At 45.4% G+C, this 25,740-nt stretch carries 31 protein-coding genes and 1 riboswitch; of the genes, 13 read left to right on the forward strand and 18 right to left on the reverse strand.

Going from position 1 to position 25,740, the window contains the following annotated elements:
• The first annotated feature begins 84 nt into the window (after positions 1-84).
• Genes M3191_RS13680 through mnhG form a run of 7 tightly spaced genes read left to right on the forward strand, consistent with a single transcriptional unit; the run spans position 85 to position 5,846 of the window.
• Positions 85-2,493, forward strand: coding sequence for a Na+/H+ antiporter subunit A (locus M3191_RS13680; RefSeq protein WP_285853374.1), 2,409 nt, complete (start codon positions 85-87; stop codon positions 2,491-2,493).
• Entirely contained in the window at positions 2,480-2,902 is a 423-nt protein-coding gene (locus tag M3191_RS13685; protein ID WP_251700939.1) for a Na(+)/H(+) antiporter subunit B, read from the forward strand. The genes M3191_RS13680 and M3191_RS13685 overlap by 14 nt, the downstream gene beginning before the upstream one ends.
• Complete coding sequence (locus M3191_RS13690) at positions 2,902-3,243, forward strand: Na(+)/H(+) antiporter subunit C (protein ID WP_251700940.1); 342 nt, start codon at positions 2,902-2,904, stop codon at positions 3,241-3,243. The genes M3191_RS13685 and M3191_RS13690 overlap by 1 nt, the downstream gene beginning before the upstream one ends.
• Positions 3,236-4,714: a Na+/H+ antiporter subunit D gene (locus M3191_RS13695; protein ID WP_251700941.1), complete on the forward strand. Its 1,479-nt coding sequence runs from the start codon at positions 3,236-3,238 to the stop codon at positions 4,712-4,714. The genes M3191_RS13690 and M3191_RS13695 overlap by 8 nt, the downstream gene beginning before the upstream one ends.
• Before the next feature lie 13 nt (positions 4,715-4,727).
• Complete coding sequence (locus M3191_RS13700) at positions 4,728-5,207, forward strand: Na+/H+ antiporter subunit E (RefSeq protein WP_251700942.1); 480 nt, start codon at positions 4,728-4,730, stop codon at positions 5,205-5,207.
• On the forward strand, positions 5,204-5,485 hold the full coding sequence (locus tag M3191_RS13705) for a Na(+)/H(+) antiporter subunit F1 (RefSeq protein ID WP_251700943.1): 282 nt from the start codon (positions 5,204-5,206) through the stop codon (positions 5,483-5,485). Before M3191_RS13700 ends, M3191_RS13705 begins: the two co-directional genes overlap by 4 nt.
• On the forward strand, positions 5,469-5,846 hold the full coding sequence (gene mnhG, locus M3191_RS13710; protein WP_251701000.1) for a monovalent cation/H(+) antiporter subunit G: 378 nt from the start codon (positions 5,469-5,471) through the stop codon (positions 5,844-5,846). The genes M3191_RS13705 and mnhG overlap by 17 nt, the downstream gene beginning before the upstream one ends.
• A 411-nt stretch (positions 5,847-6,257) precedes the next feature.
• Here mnhG and M3191_RS13715 read toward each other — a convergent pair whose 3' ends face one another.
• Positions 6,258-7,769, reverse strand: coding sequence for a leucyl aminopeptidase (locus M3191_RS13715; RefSeq protein WP_251700944.1), 1,512 nt, complete (start codon positions 7,767-7,769; stop codon positions 6,258-6,260).
• A gap of 152 nt (positions 7,770-7,921) precedes the next feature.
• Between M3191_RS13715 and M3191_RS13720 the strand changes: the two genes are divergently transcribed.
• The gene (locus tag M3191_RS13720; RefSeq protein ID WP_251700945.1) at positions 7,922-8,401 is read left to right on the forward strand and encodes a divergent PAP2 family protein; all 480 of its coding nucleotides are present in this window, start codon (positions 7,922-7,924) and stop codon (positions 8,399-8,401) included.
• Between the two features lie 176 nt (positions 8,402-8,577).
• Here the strand turns inward: M3191_RS13720 and M3191_RS13725 are convergent, their stop codons facing one another.
• The 4 genes from M3191_RS13725 to M3191_RS13740 all read right to left on the reverse strand — a co-directional run bounded on the left by M3191_RS13725 (position 8,578) and on the right by M3191_RS13740 (position 11,432).
• The gene (locus tag M3191_RS13725) at positions 8,578-8,904 is read right to left on the reverse strand and encodes a YuiB family protein (RefSeq protein WP_285853376.1); all 327 of its coding nucleotides are present in this window, start codon (positions 8,902-8,904) and stop codon (positions 8,578-8,580) included.
• A 105-nt stretch (positions 8,905-9,009) separates the two neighbouring features.
• Positions 9,010-9,507: an NUDIX domain-containing protein gene (locus M3191_RS13730; protein ID WP_251700946.1), complete on the reverse strand. Its 498-nt coding sequence runs from the start codon at positions 9,505-9,507 to the stop codon at positions 9,010-9,012.
• 67 nt (positions 9,508-9,574) lie between these two features.
• Positions 9,575-10,792: an NAD(P)/FAD-dependent oxidoreductase gene (locus tag M3191_RS13735; RefSeq protein WP_251700947.1), complete on the reverse strand. Its 1,218-nt coding sequence runs from the start codon at positions 10,790-10,792 to the stop codon at positions 9,575-9,577.
• A 274-nt stretch (positions 10,793-11,066) separates the two neighbouring features.
• The gene (locus tag M3191_RS13740) at positions 11,067-11,432 is read right to left on the reverse strand and encodes a HesB/IscA family protein (protein ID WP_251700948.1); all 366 of its coding nucleotides are present in this window, start codon (positions 11,430-11,432) and stop codon (positions 11,067-11,069) included.
• Between the two features lie 124 nt (positions 11,433-11,556).
• Between M3191_RS13740 and M3191_RS13745 the strand changes: the two genes are divergently transcribed.
• Positions 11,557-12,252, forward strand: a complete 696-nt coding sequence (locus M3191_RS13745; RefSeq protein WP_251700949.1) for a DUF2225 domain-containing protein — start codon at positions 11,557-11,559, stop codon at positions 12,250-12,252.
• A gap of 36 nt (positions 12,253-12,288) precedes the next feature.
• The gene (locus tag M3191_RS13750; protein ID WP_251700950.1) at positions 12,289-12,474 is read left to right on the forward strand and encodes a hypothetical protein; all 186 of its coding nucleotides are present in this window, start codon (positions 12,289-12,291) and stop codon (positions 12,472-12,474) included.
• A gap of 58 nt (positions 12,475-12,532) precedes the next feature.
• Here the strand turns inward: M3191_RS13750 and M3191_RS13755 are convergent, their stop codons facing one another.
• Complete coding sequence (locus M3191_RS13755; RefSeq protein ID WP_060210554.1) at positions 12,533-12,769, reverse strand: NifU family protein; 237 nt, start codon at positions 12,767-12,769, stop codon at positions 12,533-12,535.
• Positions 12,770-12,853: 84 nt separating this feature from the next.
• Between M3191_RS13755 and M3191_RS13760 the strand changes: the two genes are divergently transcribed.
• A complete protein-coding gene (locus M3191_RS13760; protein WP_251700951.1) occupies positions 12,854-13,180 on the forward strand; it encodes a YuzD family protein in 327 nt (108 codons plus the stop codon).
• A 77-nt stretch (positions 13,181-13,257) separates the two neighbouring features.
• On the opposite strand, the gene M3191_RS13765 is transcribed toward M3191_RS13760, so the two are convergent.
• On the reverse strand, positions 13,258-14,322 hold the full coding sequence (locus tag M3191_RS13765; protein ID WP_251700952.1) for an NAD(P)/FAD-dependent oxidoreductase: 1,065 nt from the start codon (positions 14,320-14,322) through the stop codon (positions 13,258-13,260).
• A 139-nt stretch (positions 14,323-14,461) separates the two neighbouring features.
• Here M3191_RS13765 and M3191_RS13770 point away from each other — a divergent pair, with 139 nt between their 5' ends.
• On the forward strand, positions 14,462-14,698 hold the full coding sequence (locus M3191_RS13770; RefSeq protein WP_251700953.1) for a YuzB family protein: 237 nt from the start codon (positions 14,462-14,464) through the stop codon (positions 14,696-14,698).
• Between the two features lie 39 nt (positions 14,699-14,737).
• On the opposite strand, the gene M3191_RS13775 is transcribed toward M3191_RS13770, so the two are convergent.
• From M3191_RS13775 to M3191_RS13825, 11 genes are all read right to left on the reverse strand, one after another.
• Positions 14,738-15,511, reverse strand: a complete 774-nt coding sequence (locus M3191_RS13775; protein ID WP_251700954.1) for a TIGR01457 family HAD-type hydrolase — start codon at positions 15,509-15,511, stop codon at positions 14,738-14,740.
• 2 nt (positions 15,512-15,513) lie between these two features.
• Positions 15,514-15,963: a DUF86 domain-containing protein gene (locus tag M3191_RS13780; RefSeq protein ID WP_251700955.1), complete on the reverse strand. Its 450-nt coding sequence runs from the start codon at positions 15,961-15,963 to the stop codon at positions 15,514-15,516.
• A gap of 107 nt (positions 15,964-16,070) precedes the next feature.
• On the reverse strand, positions 16,071-16,391 hold the full coding sequence (locus M3191_RS13785) for a YutD family protein (protein ID WP_251700956.1): 321 nt from the start codon (positions 16,389-16,391) through the stop codon (positions 16,071-16,073).
• 17 nt (positions 16,392-16,408) lie between these two features.
• Positions 16,409-17,368 (reverse strand): lipoyl synthase, encoded by a 960-nt coding sequence (gene lipA, locus M3191_RS13790; RefSeq protein WP_251700957.1) that lies wholly within the window; start codon positions 17,366-17,368, stop codon positions 16,409-16,411.
• A gap of 156 nt (positions 17,369-17,524) precedes the next feature.
• Positions 17,525-17,632, reverse strand: coding sequence for a methionine/alanine import family NSS transporter small subunit (locus tag M3191_RS13795; RefSeq protein WP_147057075.1), 108 nt, complete (start codon positions 17,630-17,632; stop codon positions 17,525-17,527).
• 12 nt (positions 17,633-17,644) lie between these two features.
• Positions 17,645-19,174: a sodium-dependent transporter gene (locus M3191_RS13800; RefSeq protein WP_251700958.1), complete on the reverse strand. Its 1,530-nt coding sequence runs from the start codon at positions 19,172-19,174 to the stop codon at positions 17,645-17,647.
• A 272-nt stretch (positions 19,175-19,446) separates the two neighbouring features.
• Complete coding sequence (locus M3191_RS13805) at positions 19,447-21,024, reverse strand: Na+/H+ antiporter NhaC family protein (protein ID WP_251700959.1); 1,578 nt, start codon at positions 21,022-21,024, stop codon at positions 19,447-19,449.
• Positions 21,025-21,289: 265 nt separating this feature from the next.
• Positions 21,290-21,465, reverse strand: a riboswitch (Lysine riboswitch).
• 55 nt (positions 21,466-21,520) lie between these two features.
• Positions 21,521-22,330 (reverse strand): sporulation protein YunB, encoded by an 810-nt coding sequence (gene yunB / locus M3191_RS13810; protein WP_251700960.1) that lies wholly within the window; start codon positions 22,328-22,330, stop codon positions 21,521-21,523.
• A 41-nt stretch (positions 22,331-22,371) separates the two neighbouring features.
• Positions 22,372-23,787: a bifunctional metallophosphatase/5'-nucleotidase gene (locus tag M3191_RS13815; RefSeq protein ID WP_251700961.1), complete on the reverse strand. Its 1,416-nt coding sequence runs from the start codon at positions 23,785-23,787 to the stop codon at positions 22,372-22,374.
• 3 nt (positions 23,788-23,790) lie between these two features.
• Positions 23,791-24,615 carry a sulfite exporter TauE/SafE family protein gene (locus M3191_RS13820; RefSeq protein ID WP_251700962.1) on the reverse strand — a complete coding sequence of 275 codons (825 nt, stop codon included), beginning with the start codon at positions 24,613-24,615 and terminating at the stop codon, positions 23,791-23,793.
• Positions 24,616-24,617: 2 nt separating this feature from the next.
• Positions 24,618-25,478, reverse strand: coding sequence for a DUF72 domain-containing protein (locus M3191_RS13825; protein ID WP_251700963.1), 861 nt, complete (start codon positions 25,476-25,478; stop codon positions 24,618-24,620).
• Positions 25,479-25,583: 105 nt separating this feature from the next.
• On the opposite strand from M3191_RS13825, the gene M3191_RS13830 reads away from it, so the two are divergent.
• The gene (locus M3191_RS13830) at positions 25,584-25,730 is read left to right on the forward strand and encodes a hypothetical protein (protein ID WP_251700964.1); all 147 of its coding nucleotides are present in this window, start codon (positions 25,584-25,586) and stop codon (positions 25,728-25,730) included.
• Positions 25,731-25,740 lie beyond the last annotated feature (10 nt).

A 25,740-nucleotide genomic window follows, 5' to 3' on the forward strand; every position in this document is an offset into this window, starting at 1 on the left:
TTCCCTATGCAAGCCCTTGCAATTTACGTTATACTTTAAAACAATGTAAATAATAATGATTCACTCATTGGAAGGAGGATTACTTTGGAATTCGTATTACTGATTTTCCTGCCGATCGTGGCGGCCTTGTTCATACCATTCCTATTCAGAAAGATAAAAGGTATACATACTGGTTGGTTCGTATTAATCGTCCCCGTTGTTTTATTCATTTATTATACAACGTTCATCAAAACGACGATGGACGGTGGACATGCCTTATCTGAACTACAATGGATTCCAACGCTTGGCATCTCATTCGTATCCTATTTGGATGGGTTGAGTATTTTATTCTCCCTGCTGATTACAGGGATCGGGGCACTCGTTGTATTGTATTCAATCTTTTACTTGGATAGGAACAAAGAGAAGCTAGGCAACTTCTACGTCTATCTTCTTCTTTTTATGAGCGCAATGCTCGGGGTCGTCCAATCGGATAATGTTATTTCGCTCTATCTGTTTTGGGAGCTGACATCCATTTCATCATTTTTATTGATCGGTTATTGGTTCACCCGTGACGGTTCCAGATTCGGTGCATTGAAATCGATGATGGTAACTGTATTCGGCGGTCTGATGATGCTTGGAGGGTTCGTCCTTCTAGGAATTATGGGAGGCACGTTCTCCATTCGGGAATTGATTGCCGGATCCTCCTCATTTGCGGGACATGAATACTTCACTTTGGCTCTTGTGCTTATTTTGCTAGGAGCTTTCACGAAATCCGCACAATTTCCTTTTTACATTTGGTTGCCCGATGCAATGGAAGCGCCTACACCTGTCAGTGCATACTTGCACTCAGCGACAATGGTCAAGGCGGGATTATATCTTGTTGCCCGATTCACTCCGATTTTCGCAGTATCGGAAGTGTGGATCTGGCTCGTAACAGGTATTGGATTGCTGACGTTGTTCTGGGGCTCACTCTTCGCGGTGAAACAAACGGATCTAAAGGCAATTCTCGCGTTTTCAACGGTCAGTCAGCTCGGTTTGATCATGTCTCTTCTAGGTGCCGGTGCGATTACGTTCCACGTGGATGAAGCGTTATTCTCCTTTGCAATGTTCGCTGCCATTTTCCATCTGATCAACCATGCAACATTCAAAGGCAGCTTATTCATGATTGCTGGAATCGTCGACCATGAAACAGGGACCCGAGATATCCGGAAACTTGGCGGTCTGATGAGCATCATGCCTGTCAGTTTCACTGTTGCATTCATCGGTTCCATGTCGATGGCGGGCTTGCCGCCATTCAATGGATTCCTGAGTAAAGAGATGTTCTTACAATCGATGCTTGCAATCCGTCATTTTGAACTATTCAATTTCGCCACATGGGGGATCGTCTTCCCTGTCGTTGCGTGGATAGCAAGTGTATTCACATTCATTTACAGCGTTTACTTTGTGTTCAAGACATTCACCGGAAAACGGAAATTTGAAACGTTGCCGCTCGAGCCTCATGAAGCACCTGTCGGGATGCTCATATCCCCGGTGATTCTAGCAATGCTTGTCGTCGGGATCTTCTTCATTCCGAATGTTGTCGGGAAGTGGCTCGTTAAGCCTGCTGTCATGGCAATCCAGCCTTACCAATATTCCCATCCTTCGGAAGTAGAAGTTCATGTTTCAGCGTGGCACGGCTTCGCATCTGTAGAACTGTGGATGACGGTTGGAATCATTCTTATCGGCGGCCTTCTTTACTTGTCGCTGTCGAAATGGCAGAAATTCTACGGTATTCAACCTGAGTCACTGTCCTTGAATGGATTATATGACGCAACAATGACGTTCAGTGAAAAAGGAATGAACAGGATATCCCGCTTATACATGACGGGGCTTATCCGTACGTACCTACTGTACATCTTCGCTTTCTTTTCCATTACGACGATAGCGATGCTCTTCCTACAAGATGCATTTGTCGTGGACATGTCCAGCTTTTCAAAAATAAGTGTGTACGGTGTAATTAATGCCGTCATTCTTCTACTAGCAGTCGCTTTCGTTTTGCTTTCCAAAACGAGGCTCGGGGCGATTATTTCGCTCGGCGCAGTAGGCTACTCGGTCGCACTGTTCTTCGTCATTTTCAAAGCACCAGATTTAGCACTTACACAATTGGTCATTGAAACAGTATCGGTTGCTCTGTTCCTATTGGCATTCCAACGTTTGCCAAAGTTATCCGATCATGGAGAAACGAAAAGCAATAAGCTGGTTAACGGCATTATTGCTCTCGGAGTCGGCGTGACTGTGACGCTAGTTGCATTGTCTTCCCATTCACAGAAACTTGTCGCTTCCATTTCCCAATATTACAAAGACACTGTCGAAACGGAAGCCGGTGGAGGGAATATCGTTAACGTTATCCTCGTGGACTACCGTGGATTCGATACTTTATTTGAAATCGCTGTCTTGGCGATTGCCGGAATCGGCGTTCTAGGAATGATTAAACTTCGTTTGGCGAGAAAGGAGAGTACAGATGAAAACAAATGACGTCATTTTACAGACGACGACAAAAGTTATATTTTTCATCATTTTCCTTTTTTCCATCCATATTTTCTTTGCAGGGCATTATACACCGGGTGGAGGTTTCGTCGGCGGCTTACTGACAACAGGGGCAATCGTCCTCCTATTGTTAGCCTTTGATTTGAATACCGTGCAGAAAGCATTGCCATTCAATTTCACGATCATGACTGCGATCGGGTTGCTATTGGCGCTCGGGACAGCAGCTGGTTCGATCTTCTTTAATGTCCCGTTCTTCACACATGCTTTCGATGACTTTTCCTTGCCATTATTCGGGGTGACTTCCCTTCACACGGCGATGGTGTTTGACGCGGGTGTCTTCCTCGTCGTCGTCGGTGCGGCTATTACAATCATCCAGTCAATTGGAGGGGATTCGTAATGGAATTGGTAGTGGCTATTTTAATCGGTGTGTTGTTCACCGCTGCAGTTTACTTGATCTTATCGAGAAGTCTATTGAAAATTATCATCGGCACGGGTTTGTTAAGCCATGGCGCCCATTTGCTCCTCCTGACGATGGGTGGGCTTGGAGGGCTTGCTCCGCCGGTCATTTCGGAAGGCGTTACGGACTTTGCAGATCCACTGCCGCAAGCGCTCATTTTAACAGCAATTGTCATCAGCTTCGGTGTGACAGCCTTCATGCTCGTCATGGCTTACCGTGCTTATGCTGTTCATAAAACCGATGACATGAATCAACTGAAAGGAAATGATGAACATGATTAACTTACCTTTATTACCGATCATCCTCCCTTTCCTTTTTGCGATTCTGATGCTGTTCTTTAAAGAGAATGTCCGAATCCAACGAGCGCTGTCATTGGTCGGTGTCATCATCAGCCTGATCGCTTCGTTCTACTTGCTAGTAACCGTCAAGTCGGAAGGGGTTCTAGCTGTCACGCTCGGCAGTTGGCCTGCCCCGTTCGGAATATCGATGGTTTCGGACATGTTCTCCGCATTGCTAGTGACGACAACTCTATTGATAACATTGTTCGTAGTTGTCTACAGCTTCACCGCAATAGGCGAAGAGCGGGAAAAGTTCTTCTACTATCCTGCCATCCTGTTCATGGTGACGGGTGTGAACGGCGCTTTCACGACAGGCGATATATTCAATATGTTTGTCTTTTTTGAAGTGTTGCTGATTGCATCTTACTTATTGATCGTCCTTGGCGGCGAAAAGAAGCAGTTGCGTGAATCGATCAAGTACATACTTGTCAATGTCGTTTCTTCAGCGCTATTCGTTATTACAGTTGCTTATCTTTATTCAGTCGTCGGTACGTTGAACATGGCTGATATTTCTGTAAAGATTGCGGAGGTCGGCCAACCGGGAATCATTACGGTGATTGCAGTTCTCATGCTGATCGTATTTGGGGTAAAAGGAGCGATATTCCCCCTCTACTTCTGGTTGCCTGGATCATACGCAGCACCGCCTGTCCCAGTGCTCGCCCTATTTGGTGCGTTGCTGACAAAAGTCGGTGTGTACGCAATTATGAGGACATATACATTGTTTTTCACCCACAATGTCGGAGTCACCCATGAAATCTTAATGGTTGTATCTGTCCTGACGGTTATCGTCGGCTGCGTTGGAGCATTGGCGTACTTCGACTTGAAGCAGATTATCATTTATAACATCGTCATTGCGGTCGGAGTCATCCTATTCGGAGCCGCTCAAATGAATGAAGCCGGCATTTCAGGCGCCATTTTCTACTTGGTGCACGACATGCTTATAAAAGGGGCATTATTCCTTTTAATCGGCATCATCATTTATGTCACCGGTACGTCGAATTTGCGGAAAATGGGTGGATTGATGAAAACCCATGCTCCGCTTGGATGGTTCTACTTGATTGCAGCCTTCGGGTTGGCAGGCATTCCGCCGTTAAGTGGTTTCATCGGCAAATTGCTCATTGCACAAGGTGCATTTGAAGCGGGCAATGTTTGGGGAAGCATCATTATCCTCGCGTCCAGCTTGATCGTGCTGCTCTCTGTGATCCGTATTTTCATCTACGCGTTCTGGGGAGAGCCAATGGAACTGCCTAAAACGAAAAGGAAGCCTTACGCGCGCATGATGCTTCCGACAATCGTGCTAGTCGTCCTATCGGTCCTTTACGGGGTCGGCACAGAATGGCTCATTCCATACGTGACAGACGCCACGGACGTATTACTACAACCATCCATCTATATTGATGCGGTGTTAAAGTAAGGAGTAGATGTCGATGGCATTTCAAATACTATTGAACTTTTTTATCGCCGTCATTTGGATGTTTATGAATTCCTCAGTGACTGCGTCAACTTTCATCATTGGTTATTTAATCGGTTTGATCCTAATTATCATAACGAGAAGATTTTTCAACTCCAGGCTATATGTTTGGCGACTTTGGGCGGCCATTAAATTGACGCTCCTGTTCTTCAAAGAATTGACGCTTTCAAATATTTCTGTTCTGATGCTTGTCATTCGTCCTAAACTAAAGCTCCAGCCGATGATTTTCGCCATGCCGACCGAGCTAGAGCAAGATTGGGAAATTACACTTTTATCGAGTTTGATCACATTGACGCCTGGAACGATCGTACTTCATGTATCCGACGATCAACGGACTTTATACATCCACGCAATCGATGTGGATGATGTAGATGAGGCGATTGATTCGATAAAAAATTCATTTGAAAAAGCGATTATGGAGGTGAGCCGAGCATGATGACGTTCATATGGGTATCATTGGTCCTTGTCGTATTGTCGATGATCGGCATCATGTTCCGTGTATTCCGCGGACCTTCTGTGCCTGATCGGCTCATCGCACTTGACGGAATAGGTGTCATGCTCATTTCGGCAATCGCGCTTATTTCGATTCTATTCGACACCGCGTTTTTCATTGATGTCATTTTACTGATTGCCATCATGTCGTTCATCGGTACCGTGTCATTCTCCAAGTTCATTGAGAAAGGAGAGATCATTGAACGTGACCGTAATCGCTAATATCTTAATTGTAACGTCGATTCTTGTAGGTCTCATTTTCACCATCGTGACGATGATCGGTATTTTACGACTGCCCGACGTTTATACGCGTGCACACGCAGCATCGAAAAGTGCCACACTCGGCGTTCTAAGTATTTTGCTTGGCGTATTCTTTCATTTCTGGTTGAAAGAAGACCATTTCAGCATCTCCCTGCTTCTTGGAATCGTTTTCCTATTCATCACTTCACCAATCGGAGGCCATTTGATGGGCCGGGCCGCCTATATGTCAGGAGTCAAGCCAACTGATTTGACTGTGGGGGATGATTTGAAGGAAGCTGTCAAAGAGGCGAGAGAGCAAAATATGAAAAGGCTAAAAGACTAAAAAACACACTCGGCATTCCAATGAGGAATCCGAGTGTGTTTTTTTAATAAGGGTATCTGTATGGTGGATAATTGTAGTACGGAGGATACCCATAACCATAAGGGTAGTAATTGTATGGATATCCATACTGATAGTTATAAGGATAATAAGGCGGGAATAAAGCATTCCCAAGAAAGCTGCCAACCAAGCCTCCTAGAAAAGGCCCCCCTACCCCAAATCCAAACCCGTCATGCCGTCTGTCAAAACGTCTAAATCCTCTGTTGAAACCGCCATGCCTATTATCAAAACGAACCATTTATATCCCCCTTTCTCACTTATCCTATTCGTGACGGGCTAAGTGAGGAGGGACGGATGCCTATGAACCGGATCAATAACGCCTGATTATAGCATCTAGGTTAATAGAAATTATTTTTATTGCGTCGGCTCTGCATCCGCCATACGTTCAACAAGTGTAGCAAGTGTGCGGACCATGACACCTGTAGCCCCTTTTGGACCAAGGTCATGGGCTGCAGATGCGTCAGACGTGCCTGCGATGTCTAGATGGATCCATGGAGTGCCTTCCGCGAATTCACCGACAAACCCTCCACCGAAGATCATATGGCCGTCACGGCCCGGAGAGTTGTTCAAATCAGCGACGTCGCTTTTCCGAATACGTTTCTTATCGTTTTCCGTAAGCGGCAGTCTCCATACAAATTCACCAGTTTCCAATGAAGCCTGCATGAACTCTTCAAAGAATGCTTCATCATTTGTCAAAGCGCCGGTTTTATCATTTCCTAACGCGACGATGACGCCTCCTGTCAGCGTTGCCACATCGACCAGATAGTTAGCGCCTGATTGTTTCGCGTACGTGACCGCATCAGCTAGAACAAGTCTTCCTTCCGCATCGGTGTTCAACACCTCAATCGTCTTTCCGCTTAGAGACGTAATGACGTCATCTGGCTTGAACGCTTCGCCTGAAACCATATTGTCCGTCGCACCGATGACCGCGATGACGTTTTTTGCCGGACGCAGTTCGCCGATGATGCTCATCGCACCAAGCACTGCTGCTGCACCGCCCATGTCGCCTTTCATGCCGACCATCCCTTCGCGGGGTTTCAAGGAGTAGCCGCCTGTATCGTACGTCACGCCCTTGCCAACGAGACCAATGACGTCTTCCCATTGCTCCGTCCCGGCATATTTCAGCACAATGAGCCGTGGTTCTTCGACGGAGCCTTTGTTGACCGCCAAGATTGCACCCATGCCGAGTTCTTCCATCTCTTTCTTACCTAGTATTTCAATTTCAAAATCATACTTCTCTGCTAGCTCGTTGGCATAGTCCGCCATTTTCGTTGCAGTTAGAATATTCGGCGGTGTATTGACAAGCGTACGCGCCTCATTCACCGCGTTTGCATATGTACGTCCCACTTCAAATGCCGCCTTCAATTCATCTTTTTCCGCAGCTGTTAAAAATGTCACTGTTTCCAACGCGACATCCTTTTCATTCGAATCAGTCCTATACCCTTCAAATTGATAAGAGCCCAAGCCAATCCCTTCCGCAGCGGCGAAGACGACATCTTCACAAGTCAGGTCCTCATTTGTGAACGGAGCAGTCCAAATGGCCACAGATGACGCTTTAGATAATTTCAATACTTGGCCTAAAGCCGCGAATACTTGGCGTAGACGGTCTTCAGTCAGTTTTTTTGATGCCCCTAGTCCGACGAAAACGATACGCTCATATCCACGCGGTTCCAGTGCTGGCATCTTACTTATTTTCTTGAAATCAGTCTTAATGTCACCGGCTTTGATCCAATCCATTAGACGCGGACTGATTGAGTCGGCGAATGTTTTCCACCCTTCGATATTTTCCGGATGCTCAGGAACCCCTACGACTAGCACTTCAGAGTTTACATTACCGAATTCAGGTTCAATAAATGATGTTTTCATTTGACTACCTCCCACTTTTCCTACATCCTCTATTATATACCAACACACAGTCGAACCAAAATAATCATTCGAAAAAATCGGACTTCTGATTTTCACTGACTGACGATATGGTATACTATGTGTAGATTTTTCATTAGTAAAGGAGTGGAATCATGTCCATATTGCAAAACACTCCGCTCCTCGCGGCATTATTTGCGATTCTATTCGCTCAATTCGTTAAGATTCCGATCCATTTTTTATTGACGAAGAAATTGGACTGGAAATTAATGACGTCCACCGGCGGCATGCCAAGCTCCCATTCAGCCGCGGTATCTGCGCTGACGACTGCCATCGGTTACGAAGTCGGCCTTGGATCTCCTTTATTCGCGGTGTCTGCAATCTTCGCGGTCATCGTCATGTTTGATGCAACAGGAATCCGTTACCAGGCGGGGCAACAGGCTTTGATCATCAACCAAATGAGAGTGGACTTTCAAACTTTCGTGACAGAGGTGAAAGGATGGCCACAGAAAGATGGACCGCAAAAGATCTTGGAACTGAAAACCCTTCTTGGCCATAAGCCTAGCGAAGTCTTTGCAGGCTCAATGACGGGCATTTTCATATCCGCCGTCATTTATACATTTATTTTATTGTAAACAAAGAAGAAGGTGCTCCCCGAGGGGACACCTTCTTCTTTGTTAGTTAGTTAGATCAATTACGCCTCGGCGTAAGTGCGTCCAGATTTTGAATTGCGCTTGCGCAATTAACTCCTTTCAAAATCTGTGACATCCTCCGGAGGATTTGCTTCAGTCGTGCTTTTCGGCTGAAGCGATTAGAACATTTGATACCCTTGTTTCCTCAGGAGCTTAATGACAAAGCCGGAAATGATGGCGCCTACGAGCCCACTTGCAAGAATGATAATATCGGCTGCATGAAGAGAGACGATTTTATCACCGAGCAACCCGAATGAATGGCCGGGGTTTGTGAAATACTCAAAGAATCCGACTTCATCGATTATCAAAATGACGACGATCGGATAGACGATCGCCATCAACCACGTCATACGGAGCAGCATATTCAGCAAAAAGCCTATTCCGAAAAACATGACCATGAAAATAATTATGGATAAAACGACATGTGTCAATGAAATTGTTCCCAAATTGTCTACCTCCGCTTTCCATTCACCATTTTACAGGAACGGATGTATGCTTTCAATAAAATGACGTCTATTCAATGATTTGTCGAAATTTGAACACTATTTTATTCATTTTTTATAAAACAGCTTATAGGTCGTGTAACCAAACCACTCTCCCGGTTCCATCTGCTCCATTTGCAATAGCCCCGATTCAATCGCCCTTTCCGCAATCTCATGGATCATTGCCGATACATTTGGATCATCTTTCAGTTCAAAAGGGGTTTTCCATGCGACTTCAGAAATTTCATTCTCCTGGGGCGTCAATAGCTGATCTTCCTGTTCAGGACGCAACAGGAATAACGCCAAATTATCACTGACTTCCCCTTTCAGGATACCGGTACGGAATCCAACCATCCCTTCCAGTTTACAATCAAGCCCAGTTTCTTCTTTCACTTCCCGGATCGCCGCCTGATCCGCCGTTTCATTCCCTTCCACGAAACCCGCTGGCAACGACCACATTCCTTTTAACCCGCTATATGTTTTTTTGACGACGAGCCATTCGCCCTTACTGTTCATGACAATACCCGCTGCACCGAGCCATACATTTCCGCGTTTTTTATTCGCCACACTATCCCCCCTAAAAAAACACCCGCCACTGAATAGGCGGGTGTTTAGTATCTTATGATTGCAGCTCTTATTTAAGTAAGTTGAACTTACCTTTTTTAATAGTAAGGCCTAATCCACCGATCATATAAAGGGAACGGTTATCAACCATCTTCTTCATGAATGATGCTTTTTTACCCATCAGTTTCTTACCGAAAGCGACACCGATTGCATCGTCATCACCAAGGGAAGCGATAGCACCTTTAATATCCGGCACGAATTCGGATGTCGGGTTGCCCTTCATCAATGCGATCAAGTTGTTCGCACACATATCACCTTGCTGCATAGCAATTTGAGCTGTTGGTGGATATGGACGGTTTGTTTCTTCATTGATCATCAATGCGCAGTCACCAACGATGAATACGTCATCATGGCCAGGAGCACGAAGATCTTTTTCAACTTTAACACGTGCACGCATGTTTTCGATGCCAGTTTGTTCGATCAAGCGGTTGCCTCGAACTCCAGCAGCCCATACGACAGTACCGGCTTTGATGAATTCAAACTCATCTTCGCCTTTTTTAACGTTAACGCCTTCAGGAGTCGCTTCTACTACCGGAGTACCGATTGAGAATTCAATTCCTTTAGACTTCAATTGTCTTACCGCATAGTCAACCAATTCCGGATCGAATCCTGGAAGCACCATTGGAGCTGCTTCTACACAGATGACACGAACTTTTTCCTGTGGTACATCGAACTCTTTGCAAAGTTCAGGTACACGGTTTCCAAGTTCCCCAAGGAATTCAATTCCTGTGAAGCCTGCTCCGCCGACGATGATCGTCAAACGGCTATCGTCCTTTTCTTCTTCTAGCGACCATGTGGCAAATTGATATTCAATATGTTCACGGATTTGACGTGCAGCTTTGACGTTAGCGATAGACAAAGCATACTTGTCCAATCCAGGAATGCCGAACGTTTCTCCTTCGAAGCCGAGTGCAATGACTAAATAGTCGTAAGTATGCGTACCGACATTAGTAGTGACGACTTTACCTTGAATATCGATTGCTTGAACTTCAGCTTGAACAAATTTAACTTTTCCTTCGTTAACGACATCTTTGATATCGTAACGAACTTGTTCAGGCGATAATGTTCCTGCAGCCGCTTCATGTAGCCAAGTCGACTCGTAATGATATTCATTTTTGTTAATCAGCACAATATCAGCCTCGTCAGTGCCAATTGATTTCTGCAAGTTGACGACTGTGGATAAACCGCCGTAACCCGCACCTAATACTAAGATTGTCGGTCTTTTCACGAAAATCGAAACCACCTTTATTTTATTATGTGCCGGGTCCGTTTAAAATCGGTATATGAGACGATTTGCCCAGTCCTGGCATTTGCCTTTATTCGACAAACTTCTACTATTCAATAGTAGCCTTTTTACTAAGCCTTTTCAACATCTTAATGATAAAAATCATTAATTCGAATATAACAATAAAACCCTCCCCGACCAATTGAATCCGTTAGGAGCCTCTGGTTGGGAAAGGGATCATAAGCAATATGTCCTCATTTGCAGTAAGTAAGAGATCTTATTCACAGACTTCCGGGGTACCGACCTTCTTGGCAGTCCTGAATGAAGTACCGCAGCCACATGATGCGATGGCGTTCGGATTCTCAATTGTGAAGCCGCCGCCCATCAAGGACTCTTTGTAATCGACCTTGGTCCCTTCAAGGATTCCCGCATCTTCTTTTGAAACGACGATCTGAATGCCATGCTGGGATAAAAGATAATCATCCTCGGACGCGGCTTCTTCAAATCCTAAACCATATGTCAATCCACTGCAGCCTCCGCCGTTTACTGCAACGCGAAGGAACGATCCTTCTTCACCATTATGAGCCATCATTTCTTTCACATGAAATGCTGCAGCTTCAGTAACTTCAACGTATTGTTTCATTTACATCCACCTTCCCGCTTTTCCTCTATCATATCAATGATTTCACCATTTACGCAATCATCTTCACTCCAATTGGAAGAAGATGATGTATAATGAAATATATAGTGCGAAAGGATGATGATGAATGGAAGTAAGTGCGACTTATGCCAAGAAAATGGATTGCAAGAACTGTAAGGAGAAATTCACTACAACAAAGATCCTTTCACGCTTCGTCCGTGTCTCCAAGCATGAAAGTGACTTTAAACCTGTATATTCGGATTCAAACGTCAATCCGATTTTATATAATGTTGCCGTATGCCCCAACTGTGGATTTGCCTTCACCGATGAGTTTTCCAGTTATTTTGCACCTGGTGTGAAAGAGGAAATTGCTCAAAAGATCACGTCCCTTTGGAGTGGTAGGTCCTTCGGGGATGAACGGACGATTGAAGAGGCAATAGAAACTTATAAACTCGCTTACATAAGTGCAAGTCTAAAGAAGGAAAAGGCGTTGACGATGGCGGGCATCATGCTGCGGATCGCCTGGCTATATGATGATATGGATGACATCGATTCGGGGTTGCGGTTCAGGAAGGTATCACGAAATTTATATACAGAGGCGTATTCGGCGGGAGACCATGCAGGAACACAAATGTCCGAGACAAGGGTTTTGTATCTGATGGCCGAGCTTTCCCATCAAATTGGTGATAAGGAAGAGGCAATCCGGAATTTTTCAAAGGTCATCGAAAGCCAAAGGACATCGACCGACCCGCAAATTATCAAGACGGCTAAAGAAAGGTGGCAGGAAATCAGAGAGCAACGGGAGAATAGCGCTTCCTTATAATTGAGGTAGAGTGCTTTGGACGAGGAATGACTCGCTTTGGACGCGGAACGACTCGCTTTGGACGCGGAACGCCTTACTGTGGACGCGGAACGCTTCACTTTGGACGCGGAACGACTCGCTTTGGACGCGGAACGGCCGACTTTGGACGCGGAACGACTCACTTTGGACGCGGAACGCTTCACTTTGGACGCGGAACGACCGACTTTGGACGCTTGCCTCTAATTAATGTAAACAAAAAGAGACTGTCACAGAAATTCATTCTGGACAGTCTCTCTTTCAATTAGAATACTTGTTCAACTTCCACTACTCCAGGTACTTCTTCAAGCAAAGCTCTTTCGATACCTGCTTTCAACGTGATTGTCGAACTCGGGCATGTACCGCATGCACCTAAAAGGCGAAGCTTAACAACTCCCTCTTCGATATCGACTAACTCACAGTCTCCTCCGTCGCGCAGGAGGAATGGGCGCAATTTATTTAAAACTTCTTGTACGGGTTCCATCATAGCTGTATCTGTCATTGTATTATTTCTCTCCTTTCATTATACTTATTATAAACTGGATTGAAGAAAAAATCCAATAGAGAATCGGAAGGGGTTGTAAATGTGGAAAAGAATAAAGTGAAAATAGAGATATATGGTGCGGATATTATTTGCGCGAGCTGTGTGAATGCGCCCTCTTCAAAGGATACATACGAGTGGCTGCAGGCAGCAATTGGCAGGAAATATCCGGGTCAATCTTTTGACATTGAATATATCGACATCGAATCCGACATCATCGATCCAAGACAGAATAGCATTGCGGAGCAAGTGAGGAATGATGAATATTTCTATCCGCTTGTCATCATCGAGGATGAAGTGATTGGCGAAGGTTATATCCAATTGAAGCCGGTATTCAATGAGCTGGAAAAGCACGGATTTATTCCAGCGTAATGTTATTATTGATAATAAAACCAGATAACTGAGAACCAAAAAACCTTTTCCGCTTGTCGTGGAAAAGGTTTTTACTATCAGCCATTATGCCATTTGTACATCCAAAGGACACCTGACTTCAGCAATCTTGCAATCCGCCCTGTAACAGTACGGTCTGCCAAGTAGGCGAAGCCTTGTTTCTTTCCTAAGGAGCCCATGAAACCTTTGAGCTTGATTTCAGGCATCTCTTGCGGCAATGGTTCATTATTCCATACGTGGCGGAGCACTTTGACGATTTGTTCAGCCTGTTCCTCTGCAAGCTGGGCGCTCGGAGCGTGAGGAAGGTCGGCGATGTCACCGACGACATATGCATTCTCATGGCCAGGAATTTGATGATATTGGTTTAGCACGATTCGGCCTCTGTTCATTTCTACGTCCAATTCACGTGCGATAGAGACCGGCTGGATTCCGGCAGTCCATACGACGGCGTCGACATGGATTTCGTCCTCGTGATTGTAAAGGACGTTCTTTTCTACTTTTGTAATGTTCGAGTTGGAGACGACTTCCACTTCGTGCTTGTCGAACCAATCTTTGACGTAGTTACTGAGTCGCTCTGGGAAATCCTTCAGAATGCGAGGTCCCCTGTCGAATAATTTGATTTTCAGGTCCGGCCGGCTTTCACGCAATTCACTTGCGAGTTCAATGCCGCTTAAGCCTGCGCCGACGATGCCGACTGTAGCTCCCCCGCCAAGCCCTTGCAACAGATTGTATGTGGCTCTCGACTGGCCGATTGTCTGGATGCTGCTCGTGTATTCCGCCGCTCCCGGAACATCGTGGTAATTATCCTCGCAGCCGAGTCCGATGACTAGGTCGTCATACGCGATCTCTTCACCATTCCGAAGCTGAATCGCTTTCTCTTCCAACTTGATTTTCGCGATTTCCCCTTCAACTACCTTCAGTTTTTCATGTGCCGGCAGTGCGACACGGATATCCGAATCCGGAGCTGTTCCTGCTGCTAATGCATAAAATTCTGTTTTAAGACTATGGAAAGGTGTCCTGTCAATCAACGTGATTTCCAGATCGGTGGGCAATTCTTTATTGAGTAGACGAAGCAAAATGCGCATATTACCGTAGCCTGCACCTAATAATACTAGTTTTCTCATAGTTTTCTCCTTTGTCAATCGATTTTCCGATTTATTCCCACAATGATTATATCAGTTTGTGAGATGTTTCACAATAAGACATCCTATTTGACGACAGATGAAAATAAGAGTAGCATGCCAAGTAGGTGAGGTGATCGTTGTGAATCCGATCGTAGAATTCTGTATGAGCAATCTTGCTAACGGTTCACAGAAGACATTGGAAGCGTTGGAAAGGGATCCAAACATAGATGTGTTGGAATATGGCTGTCTCAGTTATTGCACAAAATGTGCCGAAGGATTATATGCGCTCGTTAATGGTGAGGTGGTCGAAGCTGACACACCTGATGAATTGACGGAACGAATTCAGCAATTCATTGAAGAAAATCCACTTTTCTAAGATCAAAAGTGAGTGACGAAGACAGCAAAGAACCGCATTTCATTGCGGTTCTTTTTTATTCCAATCTACTAAGCTCTTGTACAGATATGTCGGAAGCTTCAACTGCTCCTTCACCGTTTCTAATCTTGTCACGCCGCCCTCTACATAAACCGTGTCAATGCCGAAGCGGATTCCTGCCTGAATATCAGTCTCGTAATTATCACCAATCATGATCATTTCATCTTTCCTATACCCTTTTTGTTGAATGAAATGCAGCATATACGGCTCAGGCTTACCGATATGGATGGCATTGCAATCCGTTGTCGATTCCAAGAGCTTAACAAATGAACCATTCCCCGGGACGAGCCCTCTCTCAGTCGGAAATGCCCGATCCCCATTCGTCGCTAAAAATACTGCGCCTGCGCGTATTGCCAAACTGGCAGCTGAGAGTTTTTCATATGTAATGCTGCGGTCGATTCCAATGATGACGACGTCCGGATTTTGTGAAGTCAGCTCAAACCCTTCAGAAACAAGTGCTTGTTCAAGCCCTTCTTCACCTATCATCATGACGGACGCACCATCAAAATGCTCTTTGCAATATTTCGCGGATGCAATTGCCGACGTCATGATCTGTTCCGGTTCCGTCCTGATTCCCATTCGATGTAGCTTCGTTTGAAATTGTTTTGCCGTTTTAGATGAATTATTCGTTACAAAATAAGGTTCGATGCCGCTACGCTGAAGTCCATCAATCAATTCGGCAGCTTCAGGGATCACTTCATTCCCCCGGTAGACAGTCCCATCCAAGTCAAAACAGACCGCTTTATAGTTGTCCATTTTTATTGCTCCAGCGGGCTGAAGGCGGAAACAGGACCAAGTTCATTCTCCAAGTAATGTCTGACCTTCACTGGAAAAGTCTTAATCTCGTCTTTCGTTTCGTTCAAAACCGCTTCGATTTCCTCGCTGTCCACGTCGACAAACTCACGGACGATCATTTTTCGAAGCCCGATCACTTTTTTCAAAGGATCAGCCATTTCCGGGGAAATCACTTTCTCATCTTCCATAATGTCGATGATATCGTCATAGCTTCCTGGATCACGCATAATGAAGCCGTCAATCATGGAATTGCCGACATCAATGATGGACTCGACGATTGTATGAGCAATCCTTTCGAGTGCCAAGGCGTTGATTTTACTTTCATTCCATTTTTGATGTCCTTCAAATAAAGCCAGAAGACTTTCCATATAAGCAAGTGTTTCATTGATTTTTTGACGATCGATAAAGTACAAAATTGTTCCCTCCCGGTTGTCTTAACTCCATTTCATCATATCATAACGGGCACATGAATGAACCGCCTTGCACACAGCATCCTGCGCACTAGGCGGTTCTATCAATCCTATTCCTGCTCCTGCTCCAGTTCCTGTTCGACTGGCTGGATCTTCACCTTGCCGACTTTCCGAAGGACAAAATAGGCGCATCCGAAATTGCAGTATTCATAAAGGTAATCCTGCAAGGTGCTGATTTTCGTTTCATACGTAGCCTTGGAATTGCGATCCTCATAAAAGCCTTTCAGCCGCAGCTGACCGTATCCCCAGTCACCTAAAATATAATCGTATTTGGATAGCACGTCACTGAACCTGGCGTCCAATGCTTCCTCGTTGAAACCATCCCGATAGTCTATCTGTATTTCATATTCAAAGTTATTTATCGTTACCAAACTAATCACTTCCATCTTCAGCTTTGTACCGTTGTTTCTAACATTGCGTCACCAATACGCTGTTTTTCTTTTGCAGCGGCATTGACCTGTTCATCAGCATGATAGCTTGAACGTACCAATGGACCCGCTTCGCAGTGGGAAAATCCTTTTGACATTGCGATTTCGCGCAACTCTCCAAATTCTTGGGGCGTATAGTATTTTTGGACTTTGAGATGTTTTTTTGTTGGTTGTAAATATTGGCCAATTGTCATGATATCCACTTTATGAGCACGTAAATCATCCATCGTTTCGATGATTTCCTCAACTGTCTCGCCAAGCCCAAGCATCAAGGAGGACTTCGTCGGAATTTCCGGGTACATTTCCTTTGCCCGTAGAAGAAGCTCCAAGGAACGATCGTAGGTCGCACGTGCCCGGACCCTCGGTGTCAATCTGCGGACCGTTTCGATGTTATGATTCAGAATATCAGGTTTTGCATCCATCAAGCGCTCCAAGTTATCATACTCGCCTCCCATGTCGGACGGCAATACTTCAACTGTCGTAAACGGGTTTTTACGGCGGATGGCACGGATTGTTTCAGCAAACACCGTGGATCCTCCATCTTTCAAGTCATCTCTTGCAACAGCTGTAACAACGACATGTTTCAAGTTCATGAGTGCCACGGAATCCGCAACGCGTTCCGGCTCTGCTAAGTCAAGCTCGTTCGGCAACCCGGTTTTCACTGCACAGAAACGACAAGCACGTGTACAAACGGCACCAAGGATCATGAATGTAGCTGTGCGGCGTTCTCCCCAACATTCATGGATGTTCGGGCAGCGGGCTTCTTCACAAACGGTATGTAAGTTCTTTTCACGCATCAATTTTTTCAGGTCTGTATAGTTTTCATTCGTGTTCAATTTTATTTTCAGCCAATCGGGCTTTCGAACATGTTCTGTCTTTTTCCCTATTTCTGGTCTACATGACACGATAACCGACTCCATTCCTATTTGCTTGTTTTGCAGTATATCACTTCTGTCAATGTATCATATATTCTGACATCCAACAACTATTGATGGCATAGAGATTACTACGAAAATAAGAAAAGAAAGCGCCAGGATAAATGCGCTTTCTTTCTATATCATTTTATTCAAACAGAGTCAGGCTCTGCTTTTCGATTTAGATACTGCCCAAAATATACTTCCCGCAAGTCCACCCCAAATGACGAGGATTCCGAGAATCATCATAAAAATAGCTCCACCGCTCATAGCGAATCCTCCTTATCGATTATCAAAGTCTGTTGAGTCAGTTGTTTTCTTGTTCCATTTCATTACTGTAAAGATGATTGCCATGACGATGGCGAACAATGCGACCATCCAACCTGTAGACATGATGAACGCGTCCGAATACCCTTCGTAGTTTCCATTGTCTGTCTCATGCAATTTGAAAATATTGATGCGCAACAAGTCGAACATCATATAGCCAAGGACGACCGGTGTAATGAATCTCAAACAAATTCTCCAAAGTGGGCCGACTTGGATATCAGAAATTTCATTCGCATGGTCTTCGAATACACGAAGTTTCTTGAAGACCCATACAATAAGGAAGACTTCGACCAAACCGATTGCGGCTACTCCGAACTGGTTAATGAAGTAGTCGGCAACGTCTAGGAAATACAAGCCGCCGCGTGTAGCGAACAGCAAGGAAATGACTGCTGCAAGACCAACTCCGAAAAGGACGGACTTCGTACGCGAGATGTTGAATTTCTCTGAAATCCCCGCGATATACGTCTCACAGATCGAGATGAGCGATGTGAGACCCGCCAAGACAAGCGACAGGAAGAACAATACTCCGAATAGTCCATTCATCCCCGGCATTTCATTGATGATTTTCGGGAATACGACAAATGCGAGTCCTACTCCTGCTGAAGCAACTTCTGCAACGGATGTGTTTGCTTGTGCCGCCATGAAGCCAAGCGCAGCGAATACTCCGATACCCGCAAGCAATTCGAATCCTGAGTTCGCAAATCCTGTGATGAATGCGTTATTTGTAATATCCGACTTCTTCGGCAAGTAACTTGAATAAGTGATCATGATGGCAAAGGCTATTGATAGACTGAAGAAAATATGTCCATATGCCGCTACCCACACCTGTGAATTTGCCAACTTGCTCAAATCCGGTTTGAAGAATGCATCCAGACCGAGCAACGCCCCGTCAAGAGTAACTGCCCGAATGACGACAAGAAGGAACACAACGACAAGCGTCGGAATGAAAATTCTGTTCGCCAATTCAATTCCTCGTTTAACTCCAGCCAATAGAATGATGAAGGCGATTGCCCAGACAAGGATAAGCGGAATGAGTACTCCCGGTACCAGCCCACCGACCTCCCCTGGAGTATCCGCCAAGTTCAGTACGCTTCCGAACAGGAATCCTCCTGTATCATCCCCCCATGCCATATTCAAGGAATAGATTGTGTACTTCATCGCCCAAGCGATGATGACTGCATAATACGTCGAAATAACGAAAGAGACGAATATGCCCCACCAACCTAACCATTCTGCCCCTTTTCCTTTCATACGAAAGAAAGATAGCGGCGCAGAACCGCGGTACTTATGACCTATCGTGAATTCCATGATGAGAATTGGAATCCCCGCTGTCAGAAGTGCAAATAAGTATGGAATGAAAAATGCCCCTCCGCCGTTTTCATACGCGACGTATGGAAAACGCCAGATGTTTCCTAGACCGACAGCAGATCCGACAGCCGCCATTATAAAGCCGGCGCGGGTCCCCCATTGCGAACGCTGTTCCATTAAAATTCCCCTTCCCTTTACTCTGTTAATAATTTACCATTTTCAGATTATTATATAATCTTAAAACTAGTATATCCGTCTTAGTATCTATTGTCAAAATGTTTTTTATTGAATAAATATCCATTTTATCGATCGGGTTTTACTCTTCATCACAGGAATCTGGAAGTGTGCCGGTAGTGAAAATCTATGAATGTAGAGCCCGCTTTATGCTACATCCCAATAAAAAAAGCCACATCTGCCGGGTACCCGGCAGATGTGACAGTTCATATAAGTCAGTAGGAAGTTGCCCTCACTTCTGCTTTATTCCGTTTTGAAGTCCATACTGAAAACAAGCCAGCAATTAGAACGATGACTGCTGCAAGTCCGATCCAAACCGATCCTGTAAGCCCAAGGATGATATAGCCGATCGTCGCAATACCTGCTGAAATCAATGCATAAGGGAGCTGCGTCGATACGTGATCAATGTGATTGGATCCCGCACCGGTCGATGATAGTATCGTCGTATCGGAAATCGGTGAGCAGTGATCCCCGAAAACAGCCCCTGCCAATACTGCTGACAATGCAGGAAGCAGAAGTTCAGGCTCGGCATTGATCATAATCGTTCCTGCAATCGGAAGAAGGATTCCGAAAGAGCCCCAAGATGTCCCTGTCGAAAATGCCATCAAACCTGCGAGGACAAACATAATGACCGGAAGGAAGTTGACAGGTACATTTGACTGTTCCACGACACTTGAAAGGAACGGCCCTGTTTCCAGGACACCGATCAAATGCGTCAACCCCCATGCAAAAATCAAGATGAGAATCGCCGGCATCATTGCGCTGACACCACTGATGAATGCTTTGCCTACAAGGTTATACGAAGCAGTCTCGTTTTTGCCCATTTGTGAAATATAAAGGACCGCAGCCAATACTGTTCCTGCTAGACCGCCTACCATCAATGACATTGGAACATCCGTGTTTTCGAAAATGGTCCAAATGCTCGCCGAGCCGCCGATGCGATAGCCCGTCCAAATCATCATCCCTAATGTAACGATGACAAGTGTAATGATCGGCGCAATCAAATCAATGACACGGCCATAGGAGTGAATCGGGAAATCCTCTTTCAATTGGCCCGGTATCTCTTTATTCGGATCGAAAAGTTCCCCTGTTTCTTGAGCACGTGTTTCATGTCTTTTCATTTCAAAATAATCGATATTCGTCCAAGCAAAGAAAAATACCATAGCCAATGTCGTAATGACATAAAAGTTCATCGGCGCCATCATGAGAAATGCGGATAATGGCGAGTAGCTGATTGCGGCGGACGTGCCAAAAATGAGAGCCAATTGTCCGATGAGAAATGCGCCCCAGCTCGAAATAGGCGACACAACGCAAATCGGAGCTGATGTTGAGTCGATGAAATATGCCAATTTCGCCCTGGAAATACGATGCTGGTCCGTAATCGGCCGTGCAATTTGCCCGACAGCCAATGAATTGAAGTAATCATCCACAAAAATGAGGATTCCGAGCAATACGGTCAACAGCTTAGCGCCGCGTCTCGTTTTAATGCGCGTTACCGCCCACTCCGCAAAAGCCCTGCTTCCGCCGGATAAACTGACAAGAGCCGTAATGACACCCAATAATAAAATGAATATCATGATGAAAATATTATACGTATTCAATTCCCCTTCAGACCAGAAGGAGACGATCATGCCTGTCCAAAGATTTTGCAACGTGTCGACCGGTGAAAAACTCGCCACCAATAATGCAGCCGTCACAATTCCCGATCCAAGTGATAATAGTACCCTCTTTGTCGCTAACACCATAACAATTGCCACGATCGGCGGCAAAATTGAAACCCAAGTGCCTATCATAAAAACATTCCTCCAATTTTTGATTGAAGAACTATAGGTGAAAACAAAAGCGAAGGGCGCCTGTTTAGAGGCGACAGGCATAAGGTGAAGATGCGGCGTGGCGCTTTTTGCCACAGAGCAGCTTCGACTTATGACCCCGAGCCTCTGGCGACCGGAGCTAGATGTAGAAAGGAAAAAAACCGACACCCATTGCACTATGATGTGCATCAGGTGTCGGCTTATTCTACGGTCGTTTGTAAGATAATCTGAGATGTTTTATCTACGTACGATCTGTAGCTCATCATGCGCTAATTGCATGACAGTGTCATTCCTATTCGGAATGACCCCAGCATGGATGGTTGGCGTTCCATTCCAAGCTTCGGCAAAACTTCCTTTCACGGGCGGTCTACGATGCCAATCTCGCGTCCATTACTAATAAGCCTTGCAGCCTCTACCTAATCGGTGTTCCTCTTTGTTATCCTAGCATAACACAATTTCTCTATATTTCAAGGGCTATTTAATGATTGCCAGGATTGAATGGAACTTCAATTTGCGGAGGATTGTTTCCGCCCCCGTTATAGATTTGAGGAATTGGGCTCTGGATCAATCCGATAGCTACAGGTATCCGCTGTTCTACGACGCTTCTCTGTGTCGCAAGCGGGACGATGATCTGGACATTGACCGTCACCAATATATTCACTTCAATCATCGCGTTATTAATGCCGAACTCCGTGATGCCTGTCTCGACAGTCGTCTGCGCTTCCCCGATAACGTGGAAACGTATCGGAATTTTAGGGCCGAAGTTCCCGATTAATGGAAGACCCGTCGCTTGCCCCATCGGCACGAAGAAGACGACGCCCCCTCCTTTTTCCATCGCTTCGGGATCATATTCGATATCTTCGCTGAGCGGAAGCATTTCCAAGTTCCCGCTTTCAGCCATTTTAAGATATGCCTCTATGAGACTATGGATTTCCGCCCTTGTCTTATTGATGATTTCAGCATTCATCGTATTTGTAACCATTCCAGGTGAACCACTTGGCACATTTTCGATGATATCATTTACATCATATATTTCGGTAGATCTTGATTTGATTGCCTGTGTGATGACATGCGCTGCAATCCTCTCCGTTTCAACTTCCGCATAGGAAAGATAAATCGGAGTGAGCTTTGAGTTGACAAAATATAGAAAAAGAGCGATTGTCACTAAAATCGCCGGGAAGATGAGCGGCAATAAACGACGCTTTCGGCGAGGTCTGCCATTATGATTGGAATCGCGATGCCGATTCCTTTTTTTATAATTTCGAGACGGTTGCCCATAAAATCTCAAAACGACCCCTCCTGCTTAATATTATGCAGGAACGGGGCCGTTCATTCTTGTTTATAACGTTCATTGCTCACACCCGGATCGGTTCGGCTGCCTCGTTTCATTCCATACCAGATAAAGACGTCCCGAATCAGTTCGGGCATATGGTATTCTTTCTCCGCTTGTTCCAATGACGGGAAAAAGAAGCCGAATGTGAACATATCCAGAGTTGCCACCTTGTACGTTTTTCCAACTTCCACTTTTCGATTCCCGGCATACAATTCCCCATCATCTGTCCGAAAGAGCCTTTCAAAAATCATTTTGCCCATGAACGTCCCACGAAAACCGAGCCCTCTGATTTCCGTTTCCGGCCATGATTCGTTACTGGATAACCTATAAATCTCCAACAATTCCGCCCCATCCAATGTGACCGTACAAGGATTGATCGGGTGTGGCAGTAAGGCATGCACCATGCGTTTTGTCACCCAACCTTTTTCAAGACTCCCTAGGAATATCCCGGCATTGAACATGGCACAGTCGGCACCCGTGTACTCAATCATCGCCCTTCCGAAGAATGAGGACATCGGGCTATCCATGAAGAGCTGTTGCTTTAACGGCATCTTTGTATAGAAGACGTTTTCCTCCAACGATTCATTCCCTGCTTGGATCAGGTCATTCACTTCCTGTATGTCCTCTTCCCGGCTTTCCAGCCCGCTCACATGGACAACTCCCGCTTTTTTTCCTATGACCTTTTTCTCGTCCACATCGAACTGGATTTCAACATGTCCGACATACTCCCCGAACTTTCCTGTGGCTGCTAATAGGGTGTCATTCACCATTTCGCCTTCCGGGAATAAATGATGGGTATGCGCACCTAAAATGACGTCGATCAGATTACTTTCTTCTGCAAGACGCCTGTCTTCATTCACACCTAAATGCGAAAGGCAGACAATGACGTCCGCGCTATGCCGGATTTGTTCGGCCACACTTTCCACTAACCGCCTCGGCTCTTCGATATGCCAACCTAGGTTCGCATAAAAGTCCGTGTACATCGCCGTAGCTCCTATAACCCCAACGGTAAGCCCATTAGCCGTTTTGTAAATCTGGTAAGGCTTGAGCCATTTTGGGAGTGAACCATCCGTCTCCGATAAATTGCAAAGGATAACATCGAAATCAGCACCTTCATACAGGGTACTCAATGCTCTTTTGGACATAGTGATTCCTTCATTATTGCCGATTGTCACTGCATCATATCCTGCCCTGTTCAACAATGCGACATTGCCCTTGCCGGATGTCCCTTCTGTGAAAGGATGGGAGCGGTCGACATGGTCACCGATGTCAAAAATGAAGCAGGCTTCCTGTGTGGAATTATGCAGCTGTCTCTGTGAGTGGAGATATCTGCTGATCTTCGGCCAACTGTCGAAATGGCTATGGATATCATTCGTATGATAGATATGGATTGCTTCTAGATTACGTTGCATGGCTCAACCCCAAATCCCCTCAATGATTGACCTTATTCCGAATAATAACAGCATGATCCGTAGTACGAGGACCAATGTCTCCGAGCTCATCTTTTTATTTAGCGTCGTTCCGATCATGCCGCCGATATAGGCGCCAGGAATGACGGAAAGTGCATAAAGCCAAGGTACATGCCCTAATGAGATATGCGTGATCGAATTGACGATGGCGGATAGAAATACGATGAACATCGATGTACCGACAGCAACATGCGGCGGAAATAGGAACAGCAAAATTAATGCCGGTACAATCATTGTTCCTCCTCCGATTCCGAAAAGACCGGAAGTGAATCCGATGACGAATGTCAATATGAGCGCAAACCATACCGGATAGCCATATACATGCGACTCTCCATGCGTATCTACAAATGTCCTCGTCTTGCCGTGCTCAACAAACCATTGGATCGGTTTTAAGTACTTGCGTGCAAGCAAAAGGATGGAAAGGACAATGAGTAGTATGCCGAAATATAAATTAAATGATGGTAAATCCATCCCTTTATTCACAAATGCCCCGAGAATCATTCCTGGTATGGAGCCTGCGAAGAAAATCCATCCGGTTCGGTAGTCCACGGTTTTCACTTTCATATGCGAAATAGTGGAAGATAGGCCGTTAAAGATCATCATGATGACGGAAATCCCTACTACACTTTGGGGAGTGATGCCTGGAATCCACCCAAAATTGATGCCAACCAATAGCGTCAGCGGTACGAGAATTGTTCCGCCTCCGAGTCCGACGATGGACCCCATAACGCCGGATATTGCACCGATTATTGCTAACAACAGAAACGCCATTCTTATTCCTCCTCAAAAAAATCAAGCTGCTTAGGTGCGAGTGCCTGGAAGTCAATGCCCATCATTTTTTGAAAGCGTTTTGCGTTCTCAGCTGCATGGCCACCAGAATTATTATTAAAAATGACAAATACGTTCTCCGCTTCGCTCTCCAATTTTCGGGTCGTTTGACGGATTTCTTCTAGTTCTCCGTCTGAATAATTATAGAGGTACCGTACTTTGCGCCATGCTTCATTGTCACCAGTCGTATTTCGCCAGCCATTTACATTCCTACCGTGCAGGCGGACAAACACCTTATCGCTTCGGGTTGTTTCAGCAACGAGCGGGACACTTCCTGCGCCAGCTTGCGGCTCGTCACAGACGGTGTGAATGAAATTCAGCTCCTTGAGAAATGACAGTGTCTTTTCCTGCATAGAGGGAACGTACCAGGATTGATGGCGGAACTCGATTGCCACGTCATAGCCATCGAGTTGACTTCTTATATATCTGATTTGGTCCACGTTTTCCTTTTTGCAATCAAACCAAGGCGGAAATTGAACGAGAATCATAGCAAGCTTCCCGGCGGTCCGCATCGGATCGACAGAAAGCTTGAACTGCTGGAACATTTCTTCAGGAGATGAATACGGCAGCTTTCCTCGTTGATGGCCTGTCATTCCTTGATACGCTTTTACGATGAATTGAAAGTCATCTGGTGTTTCGGCAATCCACTTTTGGATATTACGCTCCGGCTGGATTGCATAAAAGGATGCGTCCAGCTCAACTATTGGGAAGTGGGAGCTGTAATCAATCAATTTTTCGTTTTTTTTGGAGGTTGTGGAATAGACATCCGGATGGTCACCCCATCCTGTCAATCCGACGTGTATCATATGATCCCTCTTTTCCGTTCGTAGATGAATATTTTCATCATATCATATGTCAATGCGGGGATTCCGCCATTTTGCATCATGGCTTTGAGCGCAGGGGCCGTGTTTATGAGCGCGATGCGGCATGTTATGAGCGCGATGCAGCATGTTATGAGCGCGATGCGGCATGTTATGAGCGCGATCCCGCATGTTATGAGCGCGATGCAGCATGTTATGAGCGCAGGATTTGAAAACAGAAAAAACCGCCTGCAATGAGGCGGTTTTT

This window comes from Sporosarcina luteola (genome assembly GCF_023715535.1).
Taxonomy (GTDB): Bacteria; Bacillota; Bacilli; order Bacillales_A; family Planococcaceae; genus Sporosarcina; species Sporosarcina luteola_B.

Excerpts from the sequence above, each read along its gene's own strand:
- M3191_RS13690 (WP_251700940.1), top strand. The coding sequence starts at position 2,902 with ATGGAATTGGTAGTGGCTATTTTAATCGGTGTGTTGTTCACCGCTGCA.
- M3191_RS13695 (WP_251700941.1), top strand. The coding sequence starts at position 3,236 with ATGATTAACTTACCTTTATTACCGATCATCCTCCCTTTCCTTTTTGCG.
- M3191_RS13740 (WP_251700948.1), bottom strand. The coding sequence starts at position 11,432 with ATGAAACAATACGTTGAAGTTACTGAAGCTGCAGCATTTCATGTGAAA.
- M3191_RS13755 (WP_060210554.1), bottom strand. The coding sequence starts at position 12,769 with ATGACAGATACAGCTATGATGGAACCCGTACAAGAAGTTTTAAATAAA.
- M3191_RS13715 (WP_251700944.1), bottom strand. The coding sequence starts at position 7,769 with ATGAAAACATCATTTATTGAACCTGAATTCGGTAATGTAAACTCTGAA.
- M3191_RS13720 (WP_251700945.1), top strand. The coding sequence starts at position 7,922 with ATGTCCATATTGCAAAACACTCCGCTCCTCGCGGCATTATTTGCGATT.
- M3191_RS13805 (WP_251700959.1), bottom strand. The coding sequence starts at position 21,024 with ATGATAGGCACTTGGGTTTCAATTTTGCCGCCGATCGTGGCAATTGTT.
- M3191_RS13775 (WP_251700954.1), bottom strand. The coding sequence starts at position 15,511 with ATGGACAACTATAAAGCGGTCTGTTTTGACTTGGATGGGACTGTCTAC.
- M3191_RS13705 (WP_251700943.1), top strand. The coding sequence starts at position 5,204 with ATGATGACGTTCATATGGGTATCATTGGTCCTTGTCGTATTGTCGATG.
- M3191_RS13830 (WP_251700964.1), top strand. The coding sequence starts at position 25,584 with ATGAGCGCGATGCGGCATGTTATGAGCGCGATGCAGCATGTTATGAGC.
- M3191_RS13765 (WP_251700952.1), bottom strand. The coding sequence starts at position 14,322 with ATGAGAAAACTAGTATTATTAGGTGCAGGCTACGGTAATATGCGCATT.
- M3191_RS13745 (WP_251700949.1), top strand. The coding sequence starts at position 11,557 with ATGGAAGTAAGTGCGACTTATGCCAAGAAAATGGATTGCAAGAACTGT.
- M3191_RS13700 (WP_251700942.1), top strand. The coding sequence starts at position 4,728 with ATGGCATTTCAAATACTATTGAACTTTTTTATCGCCGTCATTTGGATG.
- M3191_RS13815 (WP_251700961.1), bottom strand. The coding sequence starts at position 23,787 with ATGCAACGTAATCTAGAAGCAATCCATATCTATCATACGAATGATATC.
- M3191_RS13795 (WP_147057075.1), bottom strand. The coding sequence starts at position 17,632 with ATGAGCGGTGGAGCTATTTTTATGATGATTCTCGGAATCCTCGTCATT.
- M3191_RS13820 (WP_251700962.1), bottom strand. The coding sequence starts at position 24,615 with ATGGCGTTTCTGTTGTTAGCAATAATCGGTGCAATATCCGGCGTTATG.
- M3191_RS13825 (WP_251700963.1), bottom strand. The coding sequence starts at position 25,478 with ATGATACACGTCGGATTGACAGGATGGGGTGACCATCCGGATGTCTAT.
- M3191_RS13685 (WP_251700939.1), top strand. The coding sequence starts at position 2,480 with ATGAAAACAAATGACGTCATTTTACAGACGACGACAAAAGTTATATTT.
- M3191_RS13800 (WP_251700958.1), bottom strand. The coding sequence starts at position 19,174 with ATGGAACAGCGTTCGCAATGGGGGACCCGCGCCGGCTTTATAATGGCG.
- lipA (WP_251700957.1), bottom strand. The coding sequence starts at position 17,368 with ATGGAGTCGGTTATCGTGTCATGTAGACCAGAAATAGGGAAAAAGACA.